The sequence below is a fragment of the Pseudomonas sp. SYWMCR5 genome, assembly GCF_057197165.1.
This window is the reverse complement of sequence record NZ_JBXUNH010000001.1, coordinates 835,940-861,815: the sequence shown is the minus strand read 5'-3', so window position 1 is coordinate 861,815 and position 25,876 is coordinate 835,940. Positions and strand designations below refer to the sequence as shown.

Sequence of the window (25,876 nt, the reverse complement as noted above, 5' to 3'; positions counted from 1 at the left end):
GAGCGGGTGCAGCTCATCCTCTGCCCTGCATCACAGGCGCGGGTAGTCGATGTAACCCACAGGACCCTTGCCGTAGAAGGTTTCAGGGTGCGGCTCGTTCAGCGGCGCATCGGCGGCCAGACGCGCCGGCAGGTCGGGGTTGGCGATGAACGGGATGCCGAAGGCCACGGCATCGGCCTTGCCGCTGGCCAGTGCCGCGTTGGCGGTGGCCTTGGTGAAGCGTTCGTTGACGATGTAGGGGCCGCCGAACGCCTCTTTGATCAGCGGGCCGATGCTGTCGTCGGCTTCTTTTTCCCGCGAGCAGATGAAGGCGATGCCACGCTTGCCCAGTTCACGGGCAACGTAGGTGAAGGTCTCGGCGCGGTCGGCATCGCCCATGTCGTGGGCATCGGCCCGTGGTGCCAGGTGCACGCCGACGCGCTTGGGGCCCCAGACGTCGACCACCGCGTCGGTCACTTCCAGCAGCAGGCGGGCACGGTTTTCCAGCGAGCCGCCGTATTGGTCGGTGCGCTGGTTGGTGCTGCTCTGCAGGAACTGGTCGAGCAGGTAACCATTGGCGCCATGGATTTCCACGCCGTCGAAACCAGCAGCCTTGGCGTTCTCGGCACCGGTCCGGTAAGCCTCGACGAGGTCGGCGATTTCTTCGGTTTCCAGCGCGCGGGGTGTCGGGTAGTCGCTCAGCGGGCGCACCAGGCTGACGTGGCCTTTGGGCTGGATTGCGCTTGGCGCCACCGGCAGCTCACCGTTGAGGTACGACGGGTGGGAGATGCGCCCGACGTGCCACAGTTGCAGGAAGATGCGCCCGCCAGCGCCATGCACGGCCTGGGTCACGTTGTGCCAGCCGCGGACCTGGTCGTTGGACCAGATGCCGGGGGTGTCGGGATAGCCGACGCCCATCGGTGTGACCGAGGTGGCTTCAGTCAGGATCAGGCCAGCGCTGGCGCGCTGCACGTAGTACTCGGCCATCAGTGCGTTGGGCACGCGGCCCTCGTCGGCGCGGCAACGGGTCAGCGGGGCCATGATGATGCGGTTGGGCAGCTCGAGGTCGCCCAGGGTGATCGGATCGAAAAGCGTGGTCATGTCGAAAGCCTCGCGTAGGTCAGTTGGATGCAGCGGCCAGCTCGGCATCGTTGTCGCCGCGCTGGTTGAAAGTGATCAGGGTGACGATCAGCGCCAGGACAGCCAGGGCGCCTGCGGCCAGCGGTACGCTGGTCAGGCCCAGGCCGTGGGCGATGACGCTGCCGCCAACCCAGGCGCCCAGGGCGTTGCCCAGGTTGAAGGCGCCGATGTTCAGGGTCGAGACCAGGTTCGGCGCATCCTTGCCGTAGGTGACCACGTTGACCTGCAGCGCTGGAACGGCGGCGAAGGCGGCGGTGGCCCAGAGGAACAGGGTGATTTCGGCGGGCACCAGCGCGTTGCTGGTCCAGCTGAACAGGGTGGAGACCACTGCCATGGTGGCGAACACACCCACCAGGGTGGCCGCGAGGCGGCGATCGGCGAGCTTGCCTCCGATGATGTTACCCAGCGTCAGGCCCAGGCCGATCAGGACCAGGGTCCAGGTCACGCCGCGTGGCGATACGCCGGTCACATCACCGAGCAGTGGCGCAACGTAGGTGAACAGGGCGAACACCGAGGCCGAGAACAGCACGGTCATGCTCAGCGACAACCAGATCCGGGCGCCCTTGAGGGAGGCGAGTTCAGCGCGCATGTCGACCTTTTCGGCATCCTGCTGCAGCGGCAGGAAGCGGATCAGGCCGATCAATGCGATCACGCCGATGCCGGTCACGGCCCAGAAGGTCGAGCGCCAGCCGGCGACCTGGCCCAGGGCAGTGCCCAGTGGCACACCCAGCACGTTGGCCAGGGTCAGACCTGTGAACATCAGCGCTACGGCCGAGGCGCGGCGGTTGGCTGGCACCAGACTGGCCGCCACCACCGAGCCGATACCGAAGAAGGCACCGTGGCACAGGGCGGTGACCACGCGGGCGAACATCAGCAGGTTGTAGTCGCTGGCCACTGCACACAGCAGGTTGCCGACGATGAACACGCCCATCAGCACCACCAGCGCAGCCTTGCGTGGCAGGCGGGCGGTGGCCAGGGCCATGAACGGCGCGCCGATCGCCACGCCCAGGGCGTAGCCGGTCACCAGCCATCCGGCTCCGGGAATGCTCACACCCAGGTCGCGCGCCACATCGGGCAGCAGGCCCATGATGACGAACTCGGTGGTGCCGATGGCAAAGGCGCTCAGCGCCAGGATCAACAGTGAAAGGGGCATTGCAAGGTCCTTGTCAGAGCTCTTGGCTCATCTGCTCGAGGAAGGCCTGGATGGTGTCCTCGTTGCGCTTGAAGAAATGCCACTGCCCGACCTTCTGGCTGCTGATCAGGCCTGCGCGCTGCAAGGTGGCCAGGTGGGCAGAGACGGTCGACTGCGACAGGCCGCAGCGTTGATCGATCTGCCCGGCACAGACGCCGAATTCGGTGCTGTGGTGCTGGTCGGGGAATTGCGCCGCAGGGTCCTTCAGCCAGTTGAGGATGTCTCGGCGGACCGGATGGGCCAGGGCTTTTATTATTTCGTCGAGGTCGAGAGGCATGGTTGGGCTCGTGGTGTGTAGCGGTATATCGCGATGGGGCGAAATATAAATCGGTATTTCGCGATATACAAATATGAAGAGGTTCTGAGCTCAGCCGAAATCGCTATATCGCGTTATAACGATATACGCGGCGACAGTGCTAGACTGCCGCCATGAACTACCTCGCACACCTGCACCTTGGCGGCCCGGCGCCGCAGCAACTGCTCGGCAGCCTGTACGGCGATTTCGTCAAAGGCCCGCTCGAAGGGCGCTTTGCGCCTGAGCTGGAGGCGGCGATCCGGCTGCACCGACAGATCGATCGCTACACCGACAGCCATCCGCTGGTACTGGCGGCGCTGGCGCGCTTCCCGCAGGAGCGTCGGCGGTTTGCCGGGATCGTGCTCGACGTGTTCTTCGATCACTGCCTGGCACGGCATTGGGCGGATTACGCCGAGCAGCCGCTGGCGCAGTTTACCGACACCTTTTACCGGGTGCTGTTGGCCGAGCCGCAGTTGCCGGGGCGCTTGGCACGTATTGCGCCGTTCATGGCAGCGGATGACTGGCTGGGAGCCTATGGTGATTTCGCCACGCTGGAGCAAGTGTTCGGGGGGATCGCGCGGCGGCTGTCGAAGCCGCAGGGCATGAACGGGGTGATGGCGGAGCTGGAGCGGTTGTATGAGCCGTTGCTGGCGGATTTTCGTGAGTTCTACCCGCAGTTGCAGGTGTTTGCGGCGGCGGGGCGGTGAGGTTTTGCAGTGTTTGCCAGGGCCCTATCGCGGGGCAAGCCCGCTCCCACAGGTACCGAACTGATTTTAAGTACAGCGGGGTGCCTGTGGGGGCGGGCTTGCCCCGCGATAGGGCCGCTCGCCCCACCCCAGCAATCAGGCCGCTTTTGCCTGCCGACGCGGCACCGCCACCTCGACGTCCTCGACCCCGAACAAAGCCACCTGAATCGCCTGCTGCGCCATGAAGGCCAGCGCCGCACGTTCCTTGCCCTGGCTCTCCACCGGCGCCAGCAGGTGAATCACCACCTCCCCCCGCTCCCGGCCAAACAAGCGCATCAGGTGCGAAACCATGTCGTCATCGCCGATGAACGGTGCGATCGGGTCCGGTTCGCCGTTGCGCAGGTACTGGATCGCCACTGGCTGCACGGGTGTGTCCTGATCGATGGCGCCGGCCAGCAGGCGTCCGTGGAAGGTGCGCAGGCCGCGACCGTCGGTGGTGGTGCCTTCAGGGAAAATCAACAACGGTCGGGCCTGGCCCAGTTGCTCGCTGATCTGTTCGCGCAGACGCTGGGCATCACCCCCGCCACGGCGAATGAACAAGGTGCCGGCCTTCTGCGCCAGCCAGCCGGCCAACGGCCATTGGCGTACCTCGGCCTTGGACAGGAACGACAGCGGCGTGAGCATGCCCAGCAGGGGAATGTCGGTCCATGACACGTGGTTGCTGACCCACAGCATCGAGCGCTGTGGCAGTTCACCGACGATCCGCACGTCAAAGGGCAGGGCGCCGATCAGGCGTTTCATGAACAGGCAGGTCCAACGTTGCCGCCGCTCGATGGAGGCGTGCAGCCCCAAGCGTTCGCCCAAGGCGATGACGCTGGCCATGGCGATCCCCAGCAACAGCACCAGTATCAGGCGCAGGAGGCGGGCGCAGGCCCGCAGGCCCGGCATCAGACTGCCGCCTTGAAGTGGCGGGCGTAGCGCGGGCAGAGGTCATCGCGCTTGAGCAGGATGAACACGTCGGCGACCTGGAAGTCTTGGTCCCAGCAGGGCTCCCCACAGATCTTCGCCCCCAGGCGCATGTACGCCTTGAGCAACGGTGGCATCTCGGTGATGACGTTGTTCGGCAGGGCCAGGGTGGGGAGCGGTTTTTTCGGCTCGGCGCGCAGGTGCTCGGTGCACAGGTAGCGTTCGCGCAGGCGCTGCATGATCGCGTGGGCCTGGATGCCGCCGTCCTGCATGGGGATGCTGGCGCAGCCCATCAGGTAGCTGTAGCGGCCTTCGTTGAGCACTTCGGCAAGCTCGCCCCAGAGCACGGCGATGGTGCCGCCGTTGCGGTAGTCGGGATCGACGCAGGTGCGACCCAGTTCCAGGATCGGGCCTTGCAGTTGCAGCAGCCCGTGCAGGCTGAATTCTTCTTCGCTGTAGAAGCGGCCCAGGCTGCTGGCGGCCTGGTGGTCGAGCAGGCGGGTGGTGGCGACCAATTGGCCGGTGACCAGGTCGCGCACACCGATGTGGCGGCAGTGGATATCGTAGTCATCCATGTCCAGGCCCAGTTCCGCGCCCTTGAGCTTGGCCTTGAATTCGGCGCTGAACACCTTGAAACGCAGGGCCTGTGCTTCCTGCAGGGCCGCGGCGCCGACCAGGCGTTCGGCTTGCAGACGGCGTTCAGTGCTGTTGTCGCCAGAGCGAGCGATCCGAGTCATTGCGAGTCTCCATAAGCCAGCCAAATAGGGTTGCGGCCGGTCGGCTTTGTTGTGCAAAGTCAGCCTAGGTAGGCGCGGTGTCACCTCCGTGAATCTTTGGTGATGCTTGCGTGACACCCCTCACGAGGAGCATTCGATGACCTGGTTGCAACGACTCAACGACCCGCTGCGCCAGGCGCTGGCGGCCACTCTGGGCGAGACCTATGCGGCCACGCTGGAGCGTCTGGGCGCAGTCACGCCGTTCGAACTGGCGGCGCTGGGTGGGCGCGCGATGGACACGCCGGGATTGGCCTTTCTGGTCGGTTATCAGGCCGCCTTGCGTGTGCTCTGGCCCAGCGCGCCTGCGGGGTTGGGGGCCTTGTGCGCCACCGAGCGACGCAGTGTGCGTCCGGCCGACATGCACACCCGTCTCGATGGGCTGCGGCTGAGTGGTCGCAAGGATTTCGTCACCGCCGGTCTCGACGCCGAATGGTTGCTGGTGGCGGCCCGCAGCGAAGCGCAGGGCGAGAGCGCGCGGCTGAGCCTGGCGGTGGTCTACCCCGGTGAGCCCGGCGTGACCCTCGAAGCGTTGCCGACCCTGCCGTTGATGCCTGAGGTCGGCCATGCCCGTGTCGAACTGAAGCACGCGGCCTGCGAGCTGCTGGCGGGTGATGGCTGGGAGGCCTATGTCAAACCGTTCCGCTCCCTCGAAGACCTCTATGTACTCACCGCGCTGCTCGGGTGGCTGCACGGCGTTGCCCAGGAGTGCACCTGGCCCCAGGTGTTGCGCCTGCGCCTGATTGGCCTGCTCGCTGCCTGTGCCGAGGCCAGCCGACAGTGCGCCGACAGCGTGGGCTGTCATCTGTTGCTGGCCGGCCTGTTCGCCCAGTTCCAGGCACTGCGTGGTGATATCGACGCGGCCCTGGCCAGCGGCCCCGGGCACTGGGCGCAACTTTGGCAGCGCGACCAGGGGCTGCTGGCACTGGCCGCCGCGACCCGGGAAAAACGCCTGGCCAAGGCCTGGGCTGCTGCAGGATTGTCATGAAGCCCAGGTATGCTCCGCCGATTGACCGCGCGTGAGGTATCGATGGGCAAACTGAAGGTGGTGCTGGGGATTCTCGGATTGATCGCCCTGCCGGTGTTCGCCGAGGAGTGGCCGGACAGCCAATGGCAGCAGGATCCGACGCGGTACGACTGGCAGGCTGTCGACGACTATGCCTTCGCGCTGCGCAACGATGTCGATCGCAGCGGTGTGCGCAGCGATGCACTGCTGATCATTCGTGACGGTCGCGTTCTGTACGAGCGCTACGCAGCGCCTACAGGCGTCGACACCCCGCACCTGACCTGGTCGATCAGCAAGGGCGTGCTGGCCACGTTGCTGGGTGTCGCCCGCGGCGAAGGGCGTTTCCAGCTCGATGATCCGGCCGCCCGTTACTACCCCGCCTTGCGTGAGCATCCGCAACTGCGCCTGGTCGACCTGCTGCACTGGGCCAGCGGCCTGGCCTGGCAGGAAGACTATGAATACGCGCCGCTCAAATCCTCGGTCGTGGCAATGCTCTATACCCGCGGGCGCAATGACATGGCGGCCTACACCGCTGGCATGGCCCAAGCCGAGCTGCCGGGGCAGCACTTTGCCTATTCCAGCGGCGACAGCAATCTGCTGGCCGCGGCGCTACGCGGCATGCTCGGGGCGGACCAGTACGCCGACTATCCCTGGCAGGCGCTGTTCACCCCGCTGGGTATCACGCATGCGGTGTGGGAGCGCGACGGTGTTGGCACCTATGTCGGCTCCTCCTACCTCTACCTCAGTGCCCGCGATCTTGCGCGCATCGGCCTGCTGATGCAGCGCGACGGGCGCTGGCGTGAGCAGCAACTGCTGCCTGCCGATTGGGTGGCCTTCAATCGCACCCTGTTCACCCATGCCGAGCCGGTGCCGGGCGATGCCAACCCCGGCGGGCACTGGTGGCTGAACCAGCCGCTGCCGGGCAACCCTCCGCCCTGGCCGGATGCCCCCACCGATACCTTCGCCGCCCTCGGTCACTGGGGCCAGGCGCTATATGTGCTGCCCACGCAGAAGCTGGTGATCGTACGCTACGGCGACGACCGCGACGGCAGCTACAGCCATAACGAACTGCTCAAGCGCGTGCTGGCCGTGCTGGCGAAGGCGGGTGCATGAAGCGGATCTTGCTGGTGTTGCTGCTGGTCCTGCTGGCCTGGGCATGGACCGAACGTCAGGCCCTGTCGGACTTTCCGAGCATTCTTTCGGCGTACTCGGCAAAGGAGTACTGCTCGTGCCGCTTCGTCATGGGTTTTGACGAGGCCTATTGCCGCGCCTATGTGAAGCAGTACCTGCCATTGGGGCGCCTGGAAGAGGACAGCCGCGCACGCAGCGTGCTCGCCGAAGGCCTAGGACGGCATAGCGTGGCTGTCTGGCAGGGGCCGCGCGAGGGTTGTCGCTTGCTGCCGTGAAGGCCTGCGGGGTAAGGTTGTCGGCCTTGCTTCACGAGGTTTCACATGCCCACCTTGCTCCGCCTGCTACCTGCCCTGTTACTGGCCCTGTGCCTGCCTGCCCATGCCAACTGGCACCTGGACGGTGAGTCTTCGCGCCTGTCGTTCATCACCGGCAAGAACGGCGATACTGCCGAAGTGCACCGCTTCCTGGTATTGCACGGCACCATCGACCGCAAGGGTGTGGCCGGCTTGAGCATCGAGATGGATTCGGTGAGCAGTGGTATCCCGCTGCGTGACGAGCGCATGCGTGACACCCTGTTCGAGGTCGAGCGCTTCCCCGAAGCGACGGTCAAGGCCCAGCTCGACCTGCGCCCGATCAACGACCTTGCCAACGGTGCCCAACTGGAACTGCGCCTGCCGCTGACCGTGACGCTGCATGGCCAGTCCCACAGCTACAACGCCCTGCTGCTGGCCACCCGCCTCGATGAGCGGCGATTCCAGGTGGTGACCCTCGAGCCGCTGCTGTTGCGTGCCGAAGACTATGGCTTGCTGCCAGGGCTGGAACGCCTGCGCACCTTCGCCGGGCTCAAGTCCATCAACCCGTCGGTGCCGGTGAGCGCGGTGCTGATCTTCACCGCGCGCTGACATGCCAGGGCCGGTCTTCCCCTGGCGGGATGGCAACCAGTTCGAACTGCTGATCGACGGCCCCGAATTCTTTCCCCGCATGCTCATGGCCATCGTGCGCGCCGAGCGCCAGGTCGATCTGGAACTTTACCTGGTGGAGGCGGGGGCCTGTGCCGATGCGGTGGTCGAGGCCCTGGAGTCTGCGGCCGCGCGTGGCGTGCGCGTGCGTTGCCTGTTCGACGATTATGGCGCCCTGGCCTTCCCTTCGGCCTTGCGTCAGCGTTTGCAGGCCGCCGGAGCCGAACTGCGCCTGTACAACCGTCTGCGCTGGCGCCGGGGCCTGCGCAACCTGTACCGCGATCACCGCAAGCTGCTGCTGGTGGACGAGCACTGGGCGGTGGTGGGTGGCACCGGCGTGACCGATGAATTCTGGACACCGGGCCAGGAGGCGAGTGAGTGGCATGAAGTGATGGTGCGTATGGAGGGACCGGTGGTGGCCGATTGGCAGCTGCTGTTCGACCGACAGTGGCACGCCAACCACCGTCGCACGGCCTGGCGCCCGCCGGAAAACTTCGGCCTGTCGCGCCTGCCGAAGATGCCGGCGCAGGGCGAGGGCCTGGGCCGGGTGGCCTACGCCGACGCGCGCCAGCACCGCGATATTCTGCATTCGCTGGTCCGTGCACTGAACAGTGGGCAGCGTCGCATCTGGCTGGCGACGCCGTATTTTCTGCCAACCTGGAGCGTGCGCCGGTCGCTGCGCCGGGCGGCGCAAAAGGGTATCGACGTGCGCTTGCTGCTCACGGGGCCACGCACCGACCACCCTTCGGTGCGTTACGCTGGCCATCGTTACTACCCGCGTTTGCTGCGCGCCGGGGTGCGGATCTTCGAGTACCAGCCATGTTTCCTGCACCTGAAGATGGCCGTGGTTGACGACTGGGTCAGCATTGGTTCGTGCAACTTCGACCACTGGAATCTGCGCTTCAACCTCGAAGCCAACGTCGAAGCCCTCGATCCGCCGCTGACTGCTGCGGTGCTGGCCAGTTTCACGCGGGACTTCGCCTTGAGCGAGGAGGTCGATCTGGATCACTGGAAGGCCCGGCCGCTGTGGCGGCGGGTGCAGCAGCGGATCTGGGGCTGGCTGGATCGGCTGGTGGTCAATCTGCTGGATCGTCGCAACTGAGACCTGCGCCGTATATCGTTCATCGACAAAGCGGACTATCGTGCAGTGATTGTTCCCTGCAAACGAAGGAGTGGATGCGATGACGGCGAAGAAGATTCTCATGCTGGTGGGCGACTACGTCGAAGACTATGAAGTGATGGTGCCGTTCCAGGCCTTGCAGATGGTTGGCCACACGGTGCACGCGGTGTGCCCTGAGAAGATCGCCGGGCAGACCGTGCGCACGGCCATTCACGACTTCGAGGGCGACCAGACCTACAGCGAGAAGCCTGGGCACAACTTCGCCCTCAACTTCGATTTCGTCCAGGTGCGTGCCGAGGGCTATGACGCGCTGCTGATCCCTGGTGGGCGGGCGCCGGAGTACCTGCGTCTGGACGAGCGGGTGCTGAAACTGGTCAAGGAGTTCGACCAGGCGGGCAAGCCGATCGCGGCGGTGTGCCATGGCGCACAGTTGCTGGCGGCGGCAGGGGTGCTCGAAGGGCGTGCGTGCAGCGCCTATCCGGCGTGCGCGCCGGAGGTGCGGTTGGCCGGGGGACGGTTCGTGGATATTGCCATCGACCAGGCGCATGTAGATGGCAATCTGGTGACGGCGCCCGCTTGGCCGGCGCATCCGGCCTGGTTGGCGGCGTTCCTCAAGGTGTTGGGGACGCGTATTGCCTGATCTGGCAGCGGTTCTGGAGAAATACCTGTCGCGCAGGGGAAAGGGCTCATGTCGCAGCCGATGATAGGGTTTCCCCTCAGGCCCGGCTTGGCCGGGCGCGACAGAACGACTGCTCCGCATGGAAATCCGCCTGCTTCACGGCGCTGCCATCGCGCCTTACATCGATGATATCGCTCGCCTGCGCCTGACGGTGGTCCGCGAGTTCCCCTATCTTTACGACAGCACGCCGGCGTACGAGGCTGACGGTCTTCGCCGCTATATCGACTCCGAGCGCAGCCTGGCGATCCTGGCGATGGACGAGGGGCGGGTGGTAGGCGTTTCCACCGGCATGCCGTTGGGCGACAAGCCTGAGGCTTTCCGCCAGCCGTTTTTCGAGCAGGGACGCGATCCGCGCACCGTCTATTATTTCGGCAAGTCGGTGCTGCTGCCGGCTTATCGCGGGCGAGGGCTGGGCGTGCGCTTTTTCATTGAGCGCGAATCTTATGCGCACAAGCTGGGTGGCTTTCATTACTGCGCATTCAGTGCCGTCGAACGGCCCAATGGCCATCCGCGCCGGCCAGAAGACTACAAGCCGCTACACGCCTTCTGGCGTAATCGAGGGTTTCTGCATCAGCCTTCGCTGCGTGCGTCGTGTGCGTGGCGGGATCTGGGCGAGCCGGATGAGTCGGACAAGACGCTGTCGTTCTGGCTCAAGGATCTGTTGCTGTGATCCTGTGCTGAAACAGCAGCGCCCCGTTCGCGGGCAAGCCCGCTCCTGCAAGGAGTGGGCTTGCCCGCGAACGGGGCGCCGTGATTACCGCAGTCTTACTTCACTTCAACAGCCAGGCTCTGGGCAATCTTGTTCTGCCACAGCGCAGGGCCGGTGATGTGCACCGACTCACCCTTGCTGTCCACCGCGACGGTGACCGGCATGTCCTTGACGTCGAACTCGTAGATCGCTTCCATGCCCAGCTCGGCGAAGGCCAGGACCTTCGACTTGCGGATGGCCTGGGCCACCAGGTACGCGGCGCCGCCAACGGCCATCAGGTACACGGCCTTGTTGTCCTTGATCGCCTCGATGGCGGTCGGACCACGCTCGGATTTGCCGATCATGCCCAGCAGACCGGTCTGCTCGAGGATCTGGCGGGTGAACTTGTCCATCCGCGTGGCGGTGGTCGGGCCGGCTGGGCCGACCACTTCGTCACCGACCGGATCGACCGGGCCGACGTAGTAGATGAAGCGGCCTTTCAGATCCACCGGCAGTTCTTCGCCACGGTTGAGCATCTCGACCATGCGCTTGTGCGCAGCGTCGCGGCCAGTGAGCATCTTGCCGTTGAGCAGGATGGTCTCGCCCGGTTTCCAGCTGGCGACTTCTTCCGGGGTGATCTCGTCGAGGTTGACGCGACGCGCGCTCGGGCCGGCTTCCCAGACGATTTCCGGGTAGGCATCCAGCGACGGCGCTTCCAGCTCTGCCGGGCCGGAGCCGTCGAGCACGAAGTGGGCGTGACGGGTGGCGGCGCAGTTGGGGATCATGCACACCGGCAAGGAGGCGGCGTGGGTCGGGTAGTCCATGATCTTGACGTCGAGCACGGTGGTCAGGCCGCCCAGGCCCTGGGCGCCGATGCCCAGCTGGTTGACCTTCTCGAACAGCTCCAGGCGGATCTCTTCGATGCGGTTCTGCGGGCCGCGGGCTTTCAGTTCATGGATGTCGATGGATTCCATCAACACTTCCTTGGCCATGACCGCGGCTTTTTCGGCAGTACCGCCGATGCCGATGCCCAGCATGCCAGGCGGGCACCAGCCAGCGCCCATGGTCGGGACGGTCTTGAGCACCCAGTCGACGATCGAGTCGGACGGGTTGAGCATGGCCATCTTCGACTTGTTCTCCGAACCGCCGCCCTTGGCTGCGACGTCGACTTCGACCTTGTCGCCGGGCACGATGGAGTAGTGGATCACCGCCGGGGTGTTGTCCTTGGTGTTCTTGCGGGCACCGGCCGGGTCGGCCAGGATGGAGGCGCGCAGGACGTTTTCCGGCAGGTTGTAGGCGCGGCGCACGCCCTCGTTGATCATGTCGTCCAGGCTCATGGTCGCGCCGTCCCAGCGCACGTCCATGCCGACGCGCACGAACACGGTGACGATACCGGTGTCCTGGCAGATCGGGCGGTGGCCGGTGGCGCACATGCGCGAGTTGATCAGGATCTGGGCGATGGAGTCGCGGGCAGCGGGCGATTCTTCACGCAGATAGGCTTCGTGCATCGCCTGGATGAAATCGACGGGGTGGTAATACGAGATGAATTGCAGGGCGTCGGCAACGCTCTGAATCAGGTCGTCTTGCTTGATCACGGTCATGCAGCGCGCTCCTCTTAAAGACGGGAACATTCGTAAAGGCATCGACACCGCCGACCAGCGCGTCGAAAGGCCTTGCAAGGCGCACCGGCAGGTCAGGCCGGCACAAAAAGGGCGCGGCAGTATAGCGCGGCTGCCCGTGGGAAACACCTGCGCGTGGTCTGGACCTTGGTCTGCCGCTGCCAGGCATCGTTCTTGCTGGCGTTCTGTACAATGGCAACAGACTCCAGGAGACCTTTCGTACATGCCCGATCTTCGCGTGGGCGAGCGCCGCATCAGCGTTCCGACCGGCAGCAACCTGCTCGACGCCCTCAACGGCGTCGGCCTGAACGTGCCTTACAGTTGCCGGGCCGGCAGTTGCCACGCCTGCCTGGTACGGTGCGTCGATGGCGAGCCTGAGGATGCCTTGCCCGAGGCGCTGCAGGCCGACAAGCGCGAGCAGGGCTGGCGCCTGGCTTGCCAGTGCCGGGTGACGGCTGATCTGCAGGTTATGGTGTTCGATCCGCAGCGTGATGGTGTGCCGGCGCGGGTGTGCGCGCTGGACTGGGTCGGCGATGTGCTGCGCTTGCGACTGAAGCCTGCGCGGGCGTTGCGTTATCAGGCGGGGCAGCATGTGGTGCTGTGGCTGGGCACGGTGGCCCGACCATACTCGCTGGCCAGCCTGCCGGGGGAGGATGATTTTCTCGAGTTCCATATCGACTGCCAGCGGCCGGGTGCGTTTTGCGATCTGGCTCGGGGCTTGAAGATCGGTGACTCGTTGAGTTTGGGAGAGTTCAGAGGGGGCGCGCTGCACTACGATCCCGACTGGCAGGACAGGCCGCTGTGGTTGCTGGCGGCAGGTACCGGCCTTGCCCCGCTGTGGGGTGTTGCGCGGGAGGCTTTGCGCCAAGGCCATCGGGCAGAAATAAAGGTCATGCATGTGGCACACGATGATGCCGGGCACTACCTGCAACCCGCGCTGCAACAGACGCATGGCATCGATACCGAATACGTGCTGCAGGAGCATCTCGAGGAGGCGCTTGCGAGATTGCGTCCGACCTCTCGCCAGACCATCGCCTTGCTCTGCGGGTCGCCCGTGAGTGTCGAGCGCTTCGCTCGCAGATTGTTCATCGCCGGCGTGCCAAGAAACCAGGTGCTGGCTGACGTGTTCGTCGAGCATGCCTGACTCTCTGGCAGCACCATGCCCCATCGCGGGCAACCTAAAAAAAAGACCGCTCCTGAGAGCGGTCTTTTTTGCTGACCTGAAGTCGTTGCTACAACTCAGGCATCAACCGACCAGCGGATCACCCACGTGCAGGATCTTCATGCCGTTGGTGCCACCGATGGTGTGGTAGCTGTCACCCTTGGTCAGGATCACCCAGTCGCCCTGTTCGACCAAACCACGCTTGAGCAGCTCGTCGACAGCCGCCTGGCTGACCTTGTCGGCCGGCAGCGAAGCCGGATCGAAGGCGATCGGGTAGACGCCGCGGAACATCGAGACGCGGGCCTGGGTCGCGCGGTGCGGCGACATGGCGAAGACCGGCACATGCGAGCGCAGGCGCGACATGATCAGCGGGGTGTAGCCGCTTTCGGTCAGGGCGATGATCGCCTTCACGCCAGGGAAGTGGTTGGCGGTGTACATCGCCGCCAGGGCGATGCTCTCGTCGCAGCGCTCGAAGGTGGTGTGCAGGCGATGGCTGGACTTCTGGTTGGTCGGGTGCTTTTCGGCGCCCAGGCAGATGCGCGCCATGGCTTGCACCGCTTCGATCGGGTACGAGCCGGCGGCGCTTTCGGCCGACAGCATCACCGCATCGGTGTTGTCCAGCACGGCGTTGGCCACGTCGGAGACTTCGGCGCGGGTCGGCATCGGGTTCTGGATCATCGACTCCATCATCTGGGTCGCAACGATCACCGCTTTATTGTTGCGGCGAGCGTGCTGGATGATCTTCTTCTGGATGCCGATCAGCTCGGCGTCGCCGATTTCCACGCCGAGGTCGCCACGGGCAACCATCACGGCGTCGGAAGCCGCGATCAGGCCGTCGAGGGTTTCGTCGTCGGCAACGGCTTCGGCACGCTCGATCTTGGCCACCAGCCAGGCGCTGCCGCCGGCTTCGTCACGCAGCTTGCGTGCGTATTCCATGTCCTTGGCGTCACGCGGGAAGGAGACGGCCAGGTAGTCCAGGTCCATTTCCGCGGCCAGTTTGATGTCGGCCTTGTCTTTTTCGGTCAGGGCCGGTGCAGTCAGGCCGCCACCTTTGCGGTTGATGCCCTTGTGGTCGGACAGTGGGCCACCGACGATCACCACGCAATGCAGCGCGTCGGCGGTAGCGGTTTCGACGCGCATGACCACGCGACCGTCGTCGAGCAGCAGCTCGTCACCTACACCGCAGTCCTTGACCAGGTCGGGGTAGTCGATGCCGACGATATCCTGGTTGCCTTCGGTGAGCGGGTGAGCGGTGGAGAAGGTGAACTTGTCACCGATCTTCAGTTCGATGCGCTTGTTGCTGAACTTGGCGATACGGATCTTCGGACCTTGCAGGTCGCCCAGCAGTGCGACGTGGCGGCCGTTCTTGGCGGCGATGTCGCGGATCAGGCGGGCGCGGGCCTTGTGCTCGTCCGGAGTGCCGTGGGAAAAGTTCAGACGTGCCACGTCCAGGCCGGCGAGGATCAGTTGTTCGATCACTTCCGGCGAGTTGCTGGCGGGGCCCAGGGTGGCCACGATTTTGGTACGGCGGATGGTCATGCACAGACTCCTATGTTGAAGCGCAGCGAAAGGCTACTCCTCAATTGCGCTGTAGTCATTGTTCCGTTGCACTACCTTGCAGGTTGGCGAGAGGGCGGTTGCACCGTCGGCAGCACCCTACAAGCAGGAGGTTGCAGGTAGACGCTCGGCGCCGCGCGTCAGCTGGATGAAGCGTGCATCGGCGCGCTGAAGAAATCGGGGCGCAGGCCGATATACTGGCCATCAAAGGAGAATTCCCATGCGAGCCCTGATCGTGTTAACCATGGCGGCCAGTGTCGTCGGCTGCACCCGTTGGTCCATGGACCATCACCTGAACAATGCCTACCGCGCGTACGATCGTGGCGATTGCCAGCGGGTGATGCTGGAGCTGTCGCAAGTCGATCGCACCAGCCGTGCCCGTCCGTTCATCCATCCGGAAGTGGCGATGCTGCGTGGCCAGTGCCTGGAGCGGCAGAAACTCTATGTCGATGCAGCGCAGACTTACCAGTTCCTGATCCAGCGCTACCCGCAGAACGAGTACGCCTACCGTGCCCAGGCGCGCCTGCAGACCCTGGAGCAGCTCGGCCATCTGCGCGGTGAGCCGGCGGTGACCAGCCCTGCGCCGACTACGCCTTTGCGTTAATACCAAGGTGACAATGATTTCATCCGGGCCGTCGCTCAGGCTAAGCTAGGCTGTAAAGTAGGTGTAACGCTCACCGCCAGTACCTGGTCTTCCTGGCATAAGGTACGGAGTATCATGTTCATCGAACGTCAGATCGACCGTCATCAACTGCCTTACGTGCTCAAGGTCTTCAACCGGTTGACCGATCAGGAGATTGGTTATCTGGGGAATGCCTCCGAGGATGGGCTCATGGTGATCAGCCAGCTCCCGATCATGGTCGGACCGGATTTCGATCTGCAGCTGCGTGTGCCGCTTGCAGGCGGGGGCCATCAGTTCATCAATCTCACCGCCAGTTGCCTGTGGAGCCGCGAGGACCAGACCCCGGGGCATTTCGATGCTGGCTTCATGCTATTGCAGGCGCCGCGCGAGTACGACGAGTTCGTGCGCTCGCTGCGCGACTTCTTCAGCTTCAAGCCGATGAACGAGTCGGCCTGAAGGCGTTCCTCCGGTAGACTCGTCCGCGAACTTTGTACAGGACGACACCGTGAGCTCCAGCATCTTCTGGCACGACTACGAAACCACCGGTATCAACCCGCGCTGCGACCGACCGCTGCAGGTTGCAGGCGTACGCACCGATTTCGAGCTCAACGAGATCGACGAACCGGTCAACCTGTATTGCCGCCCCTCCGACGATATCCTGCCGCACCCCGCCGCCTGCCTGGTGACGGGCATCACCCCTGAGCAACTGATGGCAAAAGGCTTGGGGGAAGCGGAGTTCATGACCCGGGTGCATGAACAGTTGTCGCGCCCCGGCACCTGTGGCGCAGGCTACAACACCTTGCGCTTCGATGATGAAGTCACCCGCTACAGCCTCTACCGCAACTTCTTCGATCCCTACGCCCGTGAGTGGCAGGGTGGCAACAGCCGCTGGGACTTGATCGACGTGGTGCGTACCGCCTATGCCCTGCGCCCGGAAGGTATCGTCTGGCCGCAGCAGGACGGACGCACCAGCCTGCGCCTGGAGTTGCTGAGCAAGGCCAACAAGATCGATCACGGCCATGCTCACGAGGCATTGTCCGATGTCCGCGCCACTATCGCGTTAGCCCGCCTGGTTCGCCAACGCCAGCCCAAACTCTATGACTGGTTGTTCCAGTTGCGTAGCAAGCACAAGGTCATGGAGCAGATTCGCCTGCTTCAGCCACTGGTGCATATCTCCGGGCGTTTCTCCAGCGAGCGTAGTTACCTGGGGGTGGTATTGCCGTTGGCCTGGCACCCGCGTAATCGCAATGCACTGATTGTGTGCGACCTGCACATGGAAAACTCGCCTTTAATAAGGGAAAGTGCCGAGGTATTGCGTTCGCGTTTGTACACGCGGCGCGAGGAATTGGCTGACGGGGAATTGCCGGTTCCGCTGAAGTTGGTGCACATCAACAAATGTCCTGTGGTTGCGCCATTGAGCGTATTGCGCCCGGCCGATCAACAGCGACTGGGTCTTGATATGTCGCTTGTTCAGTCTCGAGCCGATCAATTGATTCAGCAGCAAGACGCTTGGCGGGACAAGCTGGAGAGCCTCTACAGCGCAGATGAGTTCGCACCCAGCGAAGATCCCGAGCAACAGTTGTACGAGGGATTTCTCGGGGATCGTGATCGTCGCTTGTGTGAACAAGTTCGTTTGAGCGATCCGCGACAGTTGGGGCAGGGGCACTGGATGTTCGATGATGCGCGCATGCCTGAGCTATTGTTCCGCTACCGGGCGCGCAACTTTATCGACACCTTGAACGAACAGGAGCAACAACGCTGGCACCGCTTCTGCCAGCAGCGCCTGAGCGATCCGCGCCTGGGAGCGCCCAACACCCTGGGCGATTTCGAGCAGGCGGCGCAGGCCCGTCTGGTCGATACGGACGATGCCGGGCGGCAGGTCCTGGAGGCATGGCTTGCACATGTCCGTACACTGCGAACGCACTATGCGTTGGCAGAATAAATAAAAACGCCGGCGATGAGCCGGCGTTTTGCTGAAGCCTTAAGGCAGTTGCCGGGATCAGCCCAGCAGGGTTGCCCAGCTTTCAACCACGTCACCACCCCACTTGGCTTTCCATTCTTTCAGGGTCTTGTGGTTGCCGCCTTTGGTTTCAATCACTTCACCGTTGTGCGGGTTCTTGTACTGCTTGACCTTGCGAGCACGTTTGGTGCTGGTGGTCTTGGCGGCGCCACGGGGTGCCTTGCTCAGTTTGGATTCCGGGTCGAGCAGGGCAATCACGTCACGCAGCGACTTGGAGTATTCGCCCATCAGTGCGCGCAGTTTGCCTTCGAATTCCAGCTCTTTTTTCAGCTTGTCATCTTGCGACAGGTTGGCGAGGCGAGCTTGAAGTTCCTTGATGGCTTCTTCGGTGGCGCGGTATTCGTTGATCAGGGACATGGAGTGTTCCTTGGTGAATGTACAGAGAGACAGTGAGCCAATAATAGACAGGCGATACTCGCAAGTAAACAATTAATAAGGGGCTCAAATGTCAAATCATTTTGAAGCAACAATAACAGCGCTTCGGTAAAGAAAAATTTACATATTGCGTCTCTGTGCCTCGTCAATCCTCATCCGCCTGCTTGCGGGGGCTCAGAGTCTGCATTGAGCTGCCACGCAGGAGCGCGCAGGCCAATGGTTACTGCCTTTTTCACGGCAGATGGCTAGAATGTGCGCCTTTGCGAAGTTTTCCGGAGTCTCATCCATGCGCACCTACCGTCTGACGATTGCCTGTCCCGACCGCGTCGGCATCGTGGCAAAAGTCAGTAACTTCCTGGCCTTGTACAACGGCTGGATCAACGAAGCCAGCCACCACTCCGACGAGCAGAGCGGGTGGTTCTTCATGCGCCATGAAATCCGCGCCCAATCCCTGCCATTCGGTATCGAGGCCTTCCGCGAGGCCTTTGCGCCGATCGCCGAAGAGTTCTCCATGAGCTGGAACATCACCGACTCGGCGCAGAAGAAGCGCGTGGTGCTGATGGCCAGCCGCGAGTCGCACTGCCTGGCCGACCTGCTGCACCGCTGGCACACCGATGAACTGGACTGTGATATCCCGTGCGTGATTTCCAACCACAACGACCTGCGCAGCATGGTCGAGTGGCACGGCATTCCGTTTTTCCACGTGCCGGTCGATCCGAAAGACAAGGCCCCGGCCTTCGCCGAAGTTTCGCGCCTGGTTGCCGAGCATGGCGCTGATGTAGTGGTACTGGCGCGCTACATGCAGATCCTGCCGCCACAGCTGTGCCAGGATTACGCCGGGCGTGTGATCAACATCCACCACAGCTTCCTGCCGTCGTTCGTCGGCGCCAAGCCCTACCACCAGGCTGCATTGCGTGGTGTGAAGCTGATCGGTGCCACCTGCCACTATGTCACTGAAGAACTGGACGCAGGTCCCATCATCGAGCAGGACGTGGTGCGTGTGAACCACGCCGACAGCATCGAGGACATGGTCCGCTTCGGCCGTGACGTGGAGAAGATGGTGCTGGCCCGCGGTCTGCGCTATCACCTGGAAGACCGCGTGCTGGTACACGGCAACAAGACCGTGGTCTTCGACTGACCGGAGCCTGCACAGATGGCCGATCCGCGTGACAAGGCTGGTGCCCAGCCACCGCCGACACTCGGTGAAGGCTGCCTGGCGCGCTACGACCCCGAGGCGTTGAGCGATGAAGACGGCACCGAGTTCGAAGGTGCCGCCGAGCTTTGGGAGCAGCTCAACCCGCCTGACGCCGCCAGCGCTCCAGCAACGGACGCGCCAGCAGACAGACGAACACCGGCCCCCCGGCGAGCAGATAGAAGTAATAAGTGACGGCGCGCCAGATCAGGATCGCCGCCGCTGCTGTCGAGCTGCCCACCAGTGGCGACAGCAGGGTCGCCGACGTCAGCTCGGCGGCCCCTGCGCCGCCTGGCAGCAGGCTGAACTGGCCGGCACTGAGCGAGAGCATCTGCACCAGGAAGCTCGGAATCCACGACAGCTCTACCCCCAGCCCCCTCAATACCAGATACAGCACGCTGTAGCGCAAGCTCCAGTGCGCGCAGGTGAGGGCGAATACCAGCGCCAGCGTGCGCTTGGGCAGGCGCCAGGTGTCGGCCAGTGCCCGGGTGAAGCGTAGCAGCGTGCGCGCCCAGCGCCGCCGACGGCCGGTCGACAAACCCAGGCGTTGCAGCAGTCGACCGTTCCAGCGCATCACGCCACGCCGGTAGCGCAGCAGCACGACGATTGCCGCCAGCGCGCCACACAGCAAGGCGGCGCTGCCCAGCAGCATGCTTTCCTGGCTGCGACCCAGGCTGTGGAACAGGGCGTAGCCGGCGATTGCCAGCATGGCGCAGAAGAAGAACAGCAGGTCGTTCAACTGGTCCATGGCGAACACCGCGCCACTGCGGGCCGGGCCAATGCGTTCGCGGGCCAGCAGTGTCATCAGGGTCAAAGGACCTCCGCTACCGCCGGGGGTGGTGCAGATGGCGAACTCAGTCGCCATTACCACGCCCAGGCTGCGTACCCTGCCCAGTTGTGCACCCTGCTGGCCGAGCAGCAAGCGCAGGCGCACGGCGTTGATGATCCAGCACAGCAGGATCATGCCCAGCAGGGTCGCCATCAGCCCTGGGTCGAACGTCTGCAGGCGCGGCAGCAGTTGGCTGCCGCCCAGAATGCCCGGAACCAGCACCGCGAGCAGCAGCGTCAGCCCCAGCCAGGCGAGGCGGTTCATGGGCAGGTCCTGCGCTCCAGCCAGGCGGATTTGGTCAGAGGCTCACGCCCTTGCTCGATCAATTCACGCAGGGTGCGCAACCAATAGTTGCGTGCGCTGGCATGGCGCATATCCACCGGATGCAGGCCCAGGCGCAGGGTTTCGGCCTGGCGCCAGCGCCGGGCCTGCCAGTCACAGAGCACCCGTGACAGACCGCGGCGCCATGCACTGCGGGCGCTCCAGACCAGCCCGGGAGCTTCGATCGCGGTGAAGTCCGGCAGCCGATAAAGGTGCTGCGGTGTGCTGGTGTAGCGCAGTGGCAGGCCGCGCAGGGCCTGGCGGGTGCCTTCGCTCATCAGCCAGGCGGGCGCGACGAAGCCTGCGACTGGCCAGCCCTGGCTGGCGAACAGGGCCAGGCCCGCCTCCAGGCGTTGCAGGGCTTCGCGCTGCTCCAGCGCATAGAACTCGCCCTCATGGGTGTAGATCCGGCGCATGAAGTACTCGGCAGGCCCGCGTGGGGCAGGGCCATCGTCGGCGTGGTAGAAACCGTGCAGTGCCAGCTCGTCGCCGCGCGCCAGGCGCCTATCGAGGAGACGGCAGAAGTCCGGAGAGCGGGCCAATGCGTTGCGGTGGTGGAAGTCCGGGACCACCAGCCAGGTCATGGGCACGTCGCCCATTGCATCGACGGCTTCGACGAAGGGACGGTAGTCGGGCCAGGTTTCGGGCGCCACATCGTGCAGCACCAGCATCAGGCTACGCGAATCGGCGGGCGCTTCACGCATGGGCGCGTACCTGTGGCGACAGGCCAAGCACGGCCTGGTAGTGCAGCAACAGGCCATCGACCACGCTATCCCATGAGTAATGCTGCTCCACATGGCGACGGGCCTGGGCGCCTAGGGGGCGCACGCCGGCTTCGAAGATTTCGCGCACTGCCCCGGCCATTGCCTGGCTGTCGTTGGCCTGGCACAGGCGCCCGCACTGGTCGTTGACAATTTCGCCGAAAGCCCCGGCGCGCACGGCGACCACCGGTGTGGCGCTGGCCATGGCCTCGAGTATCACCAGGCCAAAGGTTTCCTGGTCACCGGCGTGCAGCAACAGGTCGGCACTGGCGAGCAGGCGGGCCACTTCATCGGCGGGGCAGAAGTGGTCGATCACGCTGACATTGTCCGGCACGTTGGCGGGCATGTTCGAGCCGACCAGCAACAGGTGGTAATGGCGACCCAGGTGGCCCATGCACTCGAGCAGCACTGGCAGGTTCTTCTCCCGCGAGCCGCGACCGGCGAAGACGAGCAGACGAGTGGTATCGGGAAGGCCGAGCTGGGCGCGCAGGTGCGGATCGCGCCTGTCGGGGTGGAAGGTATTCAGGTCGACTCCCAGGGGCTGTACATGCACATCGCGCACACCAAGACGGCGCAGTTTGTCGGCCATTACCTGGCTCGGCGCCAGTACCCGGTCGAAATTGCCGTAGAGCTTGCTGACATAGGCTTCGACATTGGGGGTGAACCAGTTGCCCATGCGGTTGCTGACCAGCAATGGCAGGTCGGAGTGATAGAAGCCGATCACCGGCACGTCCAGCTTGCGTCCTGCCTCAAGGGCGGCCCAGGCGGTGAGGTAGGGATCGCCAACCTCGATCAGGTCAGGCTTGAGATCGCGCAGCACGTTGCACCAGGGCGTCAGGCGTACCGGAAAACGGTAGCCCTTGCCGAACGGCAAGGGCGGGGCTGGCACCTGGTAGATGCCATTGGCATCACGGGCGCTGGGGCCGGGGATCAGAAGACTGTGGCGTACGCCGGGCATGGCGTCGAGGCGATGGTGTTTGGCATCAAGATAGGTCCGTACACCGCCGCTAGCCGGGGCGTAGAACATGGTGATGTCAGCGATGTGCACGATCAGCATCCCTCCGGGATCGTCTTCGGGTCTGTCATCCGGCGGTAACAGACCGACGGTGACGCGCCTAAAGGTTGACCTTTATGAAGGATAGTTTGTTCGATCGGGATTGGGCGGCGGGACGTCCCGCTGCGGGGGCGGGCAGTTCGGGACGAACCACCGCTCCCGCAGGGCTGCATTCAGATACGGAAACTGCCCACCAGTTGCTTGAGGCGCGCGGCCTGCTGTTCCAGGTCGGAGCAGGCGCGCAGGGTGGCCTGCAGGTTTTCCACGCCTTCCTGGTTAAGGGTGTTTATTTCGTTGATGTCCATGTTGATCGATTCCACCACCGAGGTCTGTTCCTCGGTGGCGGTGGCCACCGACTGGTTCATGCCGTCGATCTCGCCAATGCGCTGGGTCACACTGCCCAGGCGCTCGCCGGCCTGGTTGGCGATCTGTACGCCGTCCTGGCTGTGGCGTTGACTCTGGTCCATGGTCTCGACCGAGGTGCGGGCGCCGACCTGCAACTCCTCGATCATCCCCTGGACCTGCTGCGCCGATTCCTGGGTACGGTGGGCGAGGTTGCGCACCTCGTCGGCCACCACCGCGAAGCCGCGGCCCGCCTCACCGGCACGGGCGGCCTCGATGGCCGCGTTCAGCGCCAGCAGGTTGGTCTGCTGGGAGATGCTGGTGATGACCTCGAGGATCTGGCCGATGTTGACGGTCTTGTCGTTGAGGGCCTCGATATGCGCGCTGGAACTGACGATCAGTGCCGACAGGCGGTTCATCGCCTGGATATTGTGCTCGACCACTTGCTGCCCCTCTTCGGCGAGCAATCGCGCGGAGCTGGCATGTTGCGAGGCTTGTGCGGCATTGCCGGCGATTTCCTGGGCCGCGGCGCCCAGCTCGTTGATGGCCGCCGCGACGCTGTTGGTGCGGTTGGCCTGCTCGTCGGAGTTGAGCATCGAGGAGTTGGAGGCGCTGACCACCCGCAGCGCCACTTCGTTGACCTGCTCGGTGGCCGAGGAGACTTCGCGAATCGAGCTGTGCACCCGTTCGACGAAGCGGTTGAATGCGCTGCCGAGCACACCGAACTCGTCATGGTTGTGGATGTTCAGGCGCTTGGTCAGGTCGCCTTCGCCTTCGGCGATGTCTTCCATGGCGCGGGTCATGGTGTGCAGCGGTTGCATCAGTATGCGGATCAGCAGGCCGAGCAGGGCGATGATGATCACCACCGCCACCAGCGTGGCAATCACCGCCGAGTTGCGGAAGGTGCTGAGCATGCTGAAGGCCTTGTCCTTGTCCACCGACAGGCCGATGTACCAGTTGGCCGAAGGCAGGCCCTTGATGGGGGTGAAGGTGAGCAGGCGCGCCTTGCCGTCGACCTGCACTTCGGTCAGCTCGCGAGACAGTTTCGGGGTGTTCTGCGGGAAGGCCTCCGACAGCGATTTCATCACCAGGGCATTGTCCGGGTGCACCAGGATCTTGCCCTGGTCGTTGACCAGGAACGCGTAACCCATGCCGCCGAAGTTCAGCGAGTCGATGATCTGTACCAGGCCGTCCAGCGCCAGGTCGCCGCCGACCACGCCGACATCGCTGGAGACCTTGTCGAGGATGCCGATGACCATCTTGTTGGTGGTCATGTCGATGTAGGGTTCGGTGAGAAGGGGACCGCTGGCGGCCATCCCGTCCTTGTACCAGGGGCGTACGCGCGGGTCGTAGCCGTCGGGCATCTTGCTGTCGGGGCGCACGCTGAAGCCGCCGTCGACCTTGCCCAGGTAGACCGTGAGGAAGCTGGAGATCAGCGCCTGTTGGCCCATCAGGGTTTCGGCATCGGCCGGATGCTGGGCGATATTCTGCGCAAGGTTTTCCACCAGCCGGATCCGCCCTTCGAACAGGTTGCGGATCGTGGTGGAAGTGGACTGGCCCATTTCTGCCAGGTAACTCTCCAGATTGGCGCGAATGGCATTACGCTGGAGATAGTCGTTGTACAAGGTGAACAGCGCGAAGGCCAGTATCACGATCAGAGAGGCCGCCAAGAGAATCTTGTGGCTGAAACGAAGGCTTTTGTTCATGACGTCGTCGGGTCCGCTAAGGTTTTATCGGGTCGCTCGCACGAAGCACAGCAGAAAACAGTGCAACAATCCGGTTGGAGCCTTGGTCGGTTGTTTCCTGTATTTCGGGGCAATATCGCCTCTGCATATCGGCCGCTTTTAGGCAAAGCTTGAGAAGAGGATGAAATAAGATGTCGGATTCTTCGCAAATCGTTGTAGGTGCCGGTCTAGACGGCTTGCCGGTCGGTCAAGCCATGCGCTTGGCCAACCGCCATGGACTGGTCGCCGGAGCGACCGGCACCGGCAAGACCGTGACCCTGCAGCGTCTGGCCGAGGTGTTCAGCGACGCGGGGGTGGCGGTGTTCGCCGCAGACGTGAAAGGAGACCTGTGTGGCCTGGGGGCGGCGGGTTCGCCCCAGGGCAAGGTGGCAGAACGCATTGCCGGGATGCCGTGGCTCGCCCACCAGCCCAAGGCCTATCCGGTGAGCCTGTGGGATATCGCCGGGCAGAGTGGTCATCCGTTGCGCACTACCCTCAGCGAAATGGGCCCGCTGCTGCTGGGCAACCTGCTTGAACTGACCGACAGCCAGCAGGCGGCGCTCTATGCGGCGTTCAAGGTTGCCGACCGCGAGGGCCTGTTGCTGCTCGACCTGAAAGACCTCAAGGCGTTGCTTGGGCATCTGAAGGACAACCCGCAGTTGCTGGGCGAGGACAGCGCACTGATGACCACCGGTTCGACCCAGGCCTTGCAGCGACGCCTGGCAACGCTGGAGCAGCAGGGGGCCGATGCGTTGTTCGGTGAGCCGGCGCTGCAACTGGAAGATCTGCTGCGGGTCGATGGCGATGGTCGCGGGCGTATCCACCTGCTTGACGCCAGCCGCCTGGTGCATGAGGCGCCGAAGGTCTATGCGACCTTCCTCCTGTGGCTGCTGGCCGAGCTGTTCGAGCAACTGCCGGAGCGCGGCGACGCCGACAAGCCGGTGCTGGCGCTGTTTTTCGACGAAGCGCACCTGCTGTTCAACGGCACTCCCAAAGCCCTGCAGGATCGTCTGGAGCAGGTGGTGAGGCTTATCCGTTCGAAGGGGGTGGGGGTGTACTTCGTTACCCAGTCCCCGGGCGACCTGCCCGATGCCGTACTGGCGCAGCTGGGCTTGCGCATCCAGCACGGGCTGCGGGCCTTCACCGCCAAGGAGCAGAAGTCGCTCAGGGCCGTGGCTGACGGCTTTCGTCCCAATCCTGCGTTCGACACCCTGGCGGTGCTCACCGAGTTGGGGATCGGCGAGGCGTTGGTGGGCACCTTGCAGGACAAGGGGACGCCAGAGATCGTCCAGCGCGTGCTGGTGGCACCGCCGCAATCGCGGATCGGCCCGCTGACCACGGCGGAGCGCAGTGCACTGATCTCGGCATCGCCCCTGGCGGGGCGCTATGACAAACCCATCGACCGTGAGTCTGCCTACGAGCTGCTGACCCGGCGCAAGGGCGAGCCGGTGGAGCCGGTGCCTCAGCCCAAGGTTGAGACGGACAGTCTGGCTGACAAGGCGGGAGAGTTCTTGCAGAGCGCGGCAGGGCAGGCGATCAAGTCGGCGGTACGCCAGGCCGCCAACCAGCTGGGCAGGCAACTGGTGCGGGGCTTGATGGGGTCGTTGCTGGGGGGCAAGAAGCGCTGAGTTTTCCCAAGGCATGAAAAAGGCGCCGTCGCGGGCGCCTTCTTCAATGCTGCAGG

Annotated in this window: 27 protein-coding genes; 15 read left to right on the top strand and 12 right to left on the bottom strand. The window is 64.1% G+C overall.

The annotated features are described in order from the left end of the window. Window positions 1-30: 30 nt before the first annotated feature. From AC2CGW_RS04080 to AC2CGW_RS04070, 3 genes are read right to left on the bottom strand one after another with little or no spacing between them, the layout of a single operon-like run. Window positions 31-1,080 (bottom strand): alkene reductase, encoded by a 1,050-nt coding sequence (locus AC2CGW_RS04080; protein WP_186667315.1) that lies wholly within the window; start codon window positions 1,078-1,080, stop codon window positions 31-33. A gap of 19 nt (window positions 1,081-1,099) precedes the next feature. Beyond that, window positions 1,100-2,272 carry an MFS transporter gene (locus AC2CGW_RS04075; RefSeq protein ID WP_186667314.1) on the bottom strand — a complete coding sequence of 391 codons (1,173 nt, stop codon included), beginning with the start codon at window positions 2,270-2,272 and terminating at the stop codon, window positions 1,100-1,102. A 13-nt stretch (window positions 2,273-2,285) separates the two neighbouring features. Next, window positions 2,286-2,588: an ArsR/SmtB family transcription factor gene (locus AC2CGW_RS04070; protein WP_186667313.1), complete on the bottom strand. Its 303-nt coding sequence runs from the start codon at window positions 2,586-2,588 to the stop codon at window positions 2,286-2,288. Between the two features lie 152 nt (window positions 2,589-2,740). Between AC2CGW_RS04070 and AC2CGW_RS04065 the strand changes: the two genes are divergently transcribed. Further along, window positions 2,741-3,313: an acyl carrier protein phosphodiesterase gene (locus AC2CGW_RS04065; RefSeq protein WP_186710817.1), complete on the top strand. Its 573-nt coding sequence runs from the start codon at window positions 2,741-2,743 to the stop codon at window positions 3,311-3,313. A gap of 135 nt (window positions 3,314-3,448) precedes the next feature. On the opposite strand, the gene AC2CGW_RS04060 is transcribed toward AC2CGW_RS04065, so the two are convergent. Together AC2CGW_RS04060 and olsB are read right to left on the bottom strand one after the other, a co-directional pair. Continuing rightward, window positions 3,449-4,240, bottom strand: a complete 792-nt coding sequence (locus tag AC2CGW_RS04060; RefSeq protein WP_484573567.1) for a lysophospholipid acyltransferase family protein — start codon at window positions 4,238-4,240, stop codon at window positions 3,449-3,451. Then, window positions 4,240-4,995 (bottom strand): L-ornithine N(alpha)-acyltransferase, encoded by a 756-nt coding sequence (gene olsB / locus AC2CGW_RS04055; protein ID WP_484573566.1) that lies wholly within the window; start codon window positions 4,993-4,995, stop codon window positions 4,240-4,242. The genes AC2CGW_RS04060 and olsB overlap by 1 nt, the downstream gene beginning before the upstream one ends. Window positions 4,996-5,131: 136 nt before the next feature. Here olsB and AC2CGW_RS04050 point away from each other — a divergent pair, with 136 nt between their 5' ends. The 7 genes from AC2CGW_RS04050 to AC2CGW_RS04020 all read left to right on the top strand — a co-directional run bounded on the left by AC2CGW_RS04050 (window position 5,132) and on the right by AC2CGW_RS04020 (window position 10,596). Beyond that, entirely contained in the window at window positions 5,132-6,019 is an 888-nt protein-coding gene (locus AC2CGW_RS04050) for an acyl-CoA dehydrogenase middle domain-containing protein (protein ID WP_411383165.1), read from the top strand. Between the two features lie 42 nt (window positions 6,020-6,061). Then, window positions 6,062-7,150 carry a serine hydrolase domain-containing protein gene (locus AC2CGW_RS04045; RefSeq protein WP_484573686.1) on the top strand — a complete coding sequence of 363 codons (1,089 nt, stop codon included), beginning with the start codon at window positions 6,062-6,064 and terminating at the stop codon, window positions 7,148-7,150. After that, on the top strand, window positions 7,147-7,443 hold the full coding sequence (locus AC2CGW_RS04040; RefSeq protein WP_186667308.1) for an amidase: 297 nt from the start codon (window positions 7,147-7,149) through the stop codon (window positions 7,441-7,443). The genes AC2CGW_RS04045 and AC2CGW_RS04040 overlap by 4 nt, the downstream gene beginning before the upstream one ends. Before the next feature lie 45 nt (window positions 7,444-7,488). Beyond that, window positions 7,489-8,070 carry a YceI family protein gene (locus AC2CGW_RS04035; RefSeq protein WP_186667307.1) on the top strand — a complete coding sequence of 194 codons (582 nt, stop codon included), beginning with the start codon at window positions 7,489-7,491 and terminating at the stop codon, window positions 8,068-8,070. A 1-nt stretch (window position 8,071) separates the two neighbouring features. Then, a complete protein-coding gene (locus tag AC2CGW_RS04030) occupies window positions 8,072-9,229 on the top strand; it encodes a phospholipase D-like domain-containing protein (RefSeq protein WP_186710823.1) in 1,158 nt (385 codons plus the stop codon). A gap of 79 nt (window positions 9,230-9,308) precedes the next feature. Beyond that, window positions 9,309-9,887 carry a DJ-1/PfpI family protein gene (locus AC2CGW_RS04025; protein ID WP_186667305.1) on the top strand — a complete coding sequence of 193 codons (579 nt, stop codon included), beginning with the start codon at window positions 9,309-9,311 and terminating at the stop codon, window positions 9,885-9,887. Between the two features lie 118 nt (window positions 9,888-10,005). Beyond that, a complete protein-coding gene (locus AC2CGW_RS04020) occupies window positions 10,006-10,596 on the top strand; it encodes a GNAT family N-acetyltransferase (RefSeq protein ID WP_186667304.1) in 591 nt (196 codons plus the stop codon). 95 nt (window positions 10,597-10,691) lie between these two features. Here the strand turns inward: AC2CGW_RS04020 and AC2CGW_RS04015 are convergent, their stop codons facing one another. Continuing rightward, window positions 10,692-12,215, bottom strand: a complete 1,524-nt coding sequence (locus AC2CGW_RS04015) for a fumarate hydratase (protein WP_065864229.1) — start codon at window positions 12,213-12,215, stop codon at window positions 10,692-10,694. 241 nt (window positions 12,216-12,456) lie between these two features. On the opposite strand from AC2CGW_RS04015, the gene AC2CGW_RS04010 reads away from it, so the two are divergent. Then, window positions 12,457-13,377 (top strand): iron-sulfur-binding ferredoxin reductase, encoded by a 921-nt coding sequence (locus tag AC2CGW_RS04010; RefSeq protein ID WP_484573565.1) that lies wholly within the window; start codon window positions 12,457-12,459, stop codon window positions 13,375-13,377. Between the two features lie 102 nt (window positions 13,378-13,479). Here AC2CGW_RS04010 and pyk read toward each other — a convergent pair whose 3' ends face one another. Beyond that, entirely contained in the window at window positions 13,480-14,934 is a 1,455-nt protein-coding gene (pyk, locus tag AC2CGW_RS04005; protein WP_054893799.1) for a pyruvate kinase, read from the bottom strand. 238 nt (window positions 14,935-15,172) lie between these two features. Between pyk and AC2CGW_RS04000 the strand changes: the two genes are divergently transcribed. From AC2CGW_RS04000 to sbcB, 3 genes are all read left to right on the top strand, one after another. Then, window positions 15,173-15,556, top strand: a complete 384-nt coding sequence (locus tag AC2CGW_RS04000; protein ID WP_186667302.1) for a tol-pal system YbgF family protein — start codon at window positions 15,173-15,175, stop codon at window positions 15,554-15,556. 114 nt (window positions 15,557-15,670) lie between these two features. After that, window positions 15,671-16,030 (top strand): PilZ domain-containing protein, encoded by a 360-nt coding sequence (locus tag AC2CGW_RS03995; protein ID WP_186667301.1) that lies wholly within the window; start codon window positions 15,671-15,673, stop codon window positions 16,028-16,030. A 49-nt stretch (window positions 16,031-16,079) separates the two neighbouring features. Then, complete coding sequence (gene sbcB, locus AC2CGW_RS03990; protein ID WP_186718804.1) at window positions 16,080-17,516, top strand: exodeoxyribonuclease I; 1,437 nt, start codon at window positions 16,080-16,082, stop codon at window positions 17,514-17,516. Window positions 17,517-17,573: 57 nt separating this feature from the next. Here sbcB and mvaT read toward each other — a convergent pair whose 3' ends face one another. Further along, window positions 17,574-17,951: a histone-like nucleoid-structuring protein MvaT gene (mvaT, locus tag AC2CGW_RS03985; protein ID WP_186667299.1), complete on the bottom strand. Its 378-nt coding sequence runs from the start codon at window positions 17,949-17,951 to the stop codon at window positions 17,574-17,576. Between the two features lie 304 nt (window positions 17,952-18,255). Between mvaT and purU the strand changes: the two genes are divergently transcribed. Both purU and AC2CGW_RS03975 read left to right on the top strand, forming a co-directional pair. After that, window positions 18,256-19,107: a formyltetrahydrofolate deformylase gene (purU, locus tag AC2CGW_RS03980; RefSeq protein WP_186667298.1), complete on the top strand. Its 852-nt coding sequence runs from the start codon at window positions 18,256-18,258 to the stop codon at window positions 19,105-19,107. A gap of 15 nt (window positions 19,108-19,122) precedes the next feature. Beyond that, window positions 19,123-19,356 (top strand): hypothetical protein, encoded by a 234-nt coding sequence (locus tag AC2CGW_RS03975; protein ID WP_238343260.1) that lies wholly within the window; start codon window positions 19,123-19,125, stop codon window positions 19,354-19,356. Here AC2CGW_RS03975 and gpgF read toward each other — a convergent pair. From gpgF to AC2CGW_RS03955, 4 genes are all read right to left on the bottom strand, one after another. Beyond that, window positions 19,262-20,254: a glucosaminyl phosphatidylglycerol flippase gene (gpgF, locus tag AC2CGW_RS03970; RefSeq protein WP_186718805.1), complete on the bottom strand. Its 993-nt coding sequence runs from the start codon at window positions 20,252-20,254 to the stop codon at window positions 19,262-19,264. The two genes, AC2CGW_RS03975 and gpgF, sit on opposite strands and share 95 nt — an antisense overlap. Continuing rightward, the gene (gene gpgD, locus AC2CGW_RS03965) at window positions 20,251-21,015 is read right to left on the bottom strand and encodes an N-acetylglucosaminyl phosphatidylglycerol deacetylase (RefSeq protein ID WP_186718806.1); all 765 of its coding nucleotides are present in this window, start codon (window positions 21,013-21,015) and stop codon (window positions 20,251-20,253) included. Before gpgD ends, gpgF begins: the two co-directional genes overlap by 4 nt. After that, a complete protein-coding gene (gene gpgS / locus AC2CGW_RS03960; RefSeq protein WP_186667295.1) occupies window positions 21,008-22,129 on the bottom strand; it encodes an N-acetylglucosaminyl phosphatidylglycerol synthase in 1,122 nt (373 codons plus the stop codon). The genes gpgD and gpgS overlap by 8 nt, the downstream gene beginning before the upstream one ends. Before the next feature lie 170 nt (window positions 22,130-22,299). After that, window positions 22,300-24,174, bottom strand: coding sequence for a methyl-accepting chemotaxis protein (locus AC2CGW_RS03955; RefSeq protein ID WP_186667294.1), 1,875 nt, complete (start codon window positions 24,172-24,174; stop codon window positions 22,300-22,302). Between the two features lie 170 nt (window positions 24,175-24,344). Between AC2CGW_RS03955 and AC2CGW_RS03950 the strand changes: the two genes are divergently transcribed. Then, a complete protein-coding gene (locus tag AC2CGW_RS03950) occupies window positions 24,345-25,820 on the top strand; it encodes a helicase HerA-like domain-containing protein (protein ID WP_484573564.1) in 1,476 nt (491 codons plus the stop codon). Window positions 25,821-25,876: the final 56 nt, after the last annotated feature.

What these genes read in the sequence shown, in the direction of transcription:
- AC2CGW_RS04035 (WP_186667307.1), top strand. Translation starts at nt 7,489, where the DNA reads ATGCCCACCTTGCTCCGCCTGCTACCTGCCCTGTTACTGGCCCTGTGC.
- AC2CGW_RS03975 (WP_238343260.1), top strand. Translation starts at nt 19,123, where the DNA reads ATGGCCGATCCGCGTGACAAGGCTGGTGCCCAGCCACCGCCGACACTC.
- purU (WP_186667298.1), top strand. Translation starts at nt 18,256, where the DNA reads ATGCGCACCTACCGTCTGACGATTGCCTGTCCCGACCGCGTCGGCATC.
- AC2CGW_RS04050 (WP_411383165.1), top strand. Translation starts at nt 5,132, where the DNA reads ATGACCTGGTTGCAACGACTCAACGACCCGCTGCGCCAGGCGCTGGCG.
- AC2CGW_RS04015 (WP_065864229.1), bottom strand. Translation starts at nt 12,215, where the DNA reads ATGACCGTGATCAAGCAAGACGACCTGATTCAGAGCGTTGCCGACGCC.
- AC2CGW_RS04000 (WP_186667302.1), top strand. Translation starts at nt 15,173, where the DNA reads ATGCGAGCCCTGATCGTGTTAACCATGGCGGCCAGTGTCGTCGGCTGC.
- AC2CGW_RS04080 (WP_186667315.1), bottom strand. Translation starts at nt 1,080, where the DNA reads ATGACCACGCTTTTCGATCCGATCACCCTGGGCGACCTCGAGCTGCCC.
- AC2CGW_RS04040 (WP_186667308.1), top strand. Translation starts at nt 7,147, where the DNA reads ATGAAGCGGATCTTGCTGGTGTTGCTGCTGGTCCTGCTGGCCTGGGCA.
- AC2CGW_RS04065 (WP_186710817.1), top strand. Translation starts at nt 2,741, where the DNA reads ATGAACTACCTCGCACACCTGCACCTTGGCGGCCCGGCGCCGCAGCAA.
- AC2CGW_RS04060 (WP_484573567.1), bottom strand. Translation starts at nt 4,240, where the DNA reads ATGCCGGGCCTGCGGGCCTGCGCCCGCCTCCTGCGCCTGATACTGGTG.
- gpgF (WP_186718805.1), bottom strand. Translation starts at nt 20,254, where the DNA reads ATGAACCGCCTCGCCTGGCTGGGGCTGACGCTGCTGCTCGCGGTGCTG.
- gpgD (WP_186718806.1), bottom strand. Translation starts at nt 21,015, where the DNA reads ATGCGTGAAGCGCCCGCCGATTCGCGTAGCCTGATGCTGGTGCTGCAC.
- gpgS (WP_186667295.1), bottom strand. Translation starts at nt 22,129, where the DNA reads ATGCTGATCGTGCACATCGCTGACATCACCATGTTCTACGCCCCGGCT.
- AC2CGW_RS04075 (WP_186667314.1), bottom strand. Translation starts at nt 2,272, where the DNA reads ATGCCCCTTTCACTGTTGATCCTGGCGCTGAGCGCCTTTGCCATCGGC.
- AC2CGW_RS04025 (WP_186667305.1), top strand. Translation starts at nt 9,309, where the DNA reads ATGACGGCGAAGAAGATTCTCATGCTGGTGGGCGACTACGTCGAAGAC.
- AC2CGW_RS03955 (WP_186667294.1), bottom strand. Translation starts at nt 24,174, where the DNA reads ATGAACAAAAGCCTTCGTTTCAGCCACAAGATTCTCTTGGCGGCCTCT.
- AC2CGW_RS04045 (WP_484573686.1), top strand. Translation starts at nt 6,062, where the DNA reads ATGGGCAAACTGAAGGTGGTGCTGGGGATTCTCGGATTGATCGCCCTG.
- AC2CGW_RS04020 (WP_186667304.1), top strand. Translation starts at nt 10,006, where the DNA reads ATGGAAATCCGCCTGCTTCACGGCGCTGCCATCGCGCCTTACATCGAT.
- AC2CGW_RS03995 (WP_186667301.1), top strand. Translation starts at nt 15,671, where the DNA reads ATGTTCATCGAACGTCAGATCGACCGTCATCAACTGCCTTACGTGCTC.
- AC2CGW_RS04010 (WP_484573565.1), top strand. Translation starts at nt 12,457, where the DNA reads ATGCCCGATCTTCGCGTGGGCGAGCGCCGCATCAGCGTTCCGACCGGC.
- pyk (WP_054893799.1), bottom strand. Translation starts at nt 14,934, where the DNA reads ATGACCATCCGCCGTACCAAAATCGTGGCCACCCTGGGCCCCGCCAGC.
- mvaT (WP_186667299.1), bottom strand. Translation starts at nt 17,951, where the DNA reads ATGTCCCTGATCAACGAATACCGCGCCACCGAAGAAGCCATCAAGGAA.
- AC2CGW_RS03950 (WP_484573564.1), top strand. Translation starts at nt 24,345, where the DNA reads ATGTCGGATTCTTCGCAAATCGTTGTAGGTGCCGGTCTAGACGGCTTG.
- AC2CGW_RS04030 (WP_186710823.1), top strand. Translation starts at nt 8,072, where the DNA reads ATGCCAGGGCCGGTCTTCCCCTGGCGGGATGGCAACCAGTTCGAACTG.
- AC2CGW_RS04070 (WP_186667313.1), bottom strand. Translation starts at nt 2,588, where the DNA reads ATGCCTCTCGACCTCGACGAAATAATAAAAGCCCTGGCCCATCCGGTC.
- olsB (WP_484573566.1), bottom strand. Translation starts at nt 4,995, where the DNA reads ATGACTCGGATCGCTCGCTCTGGCGACAACAGCACTGAACGCCGTCTG.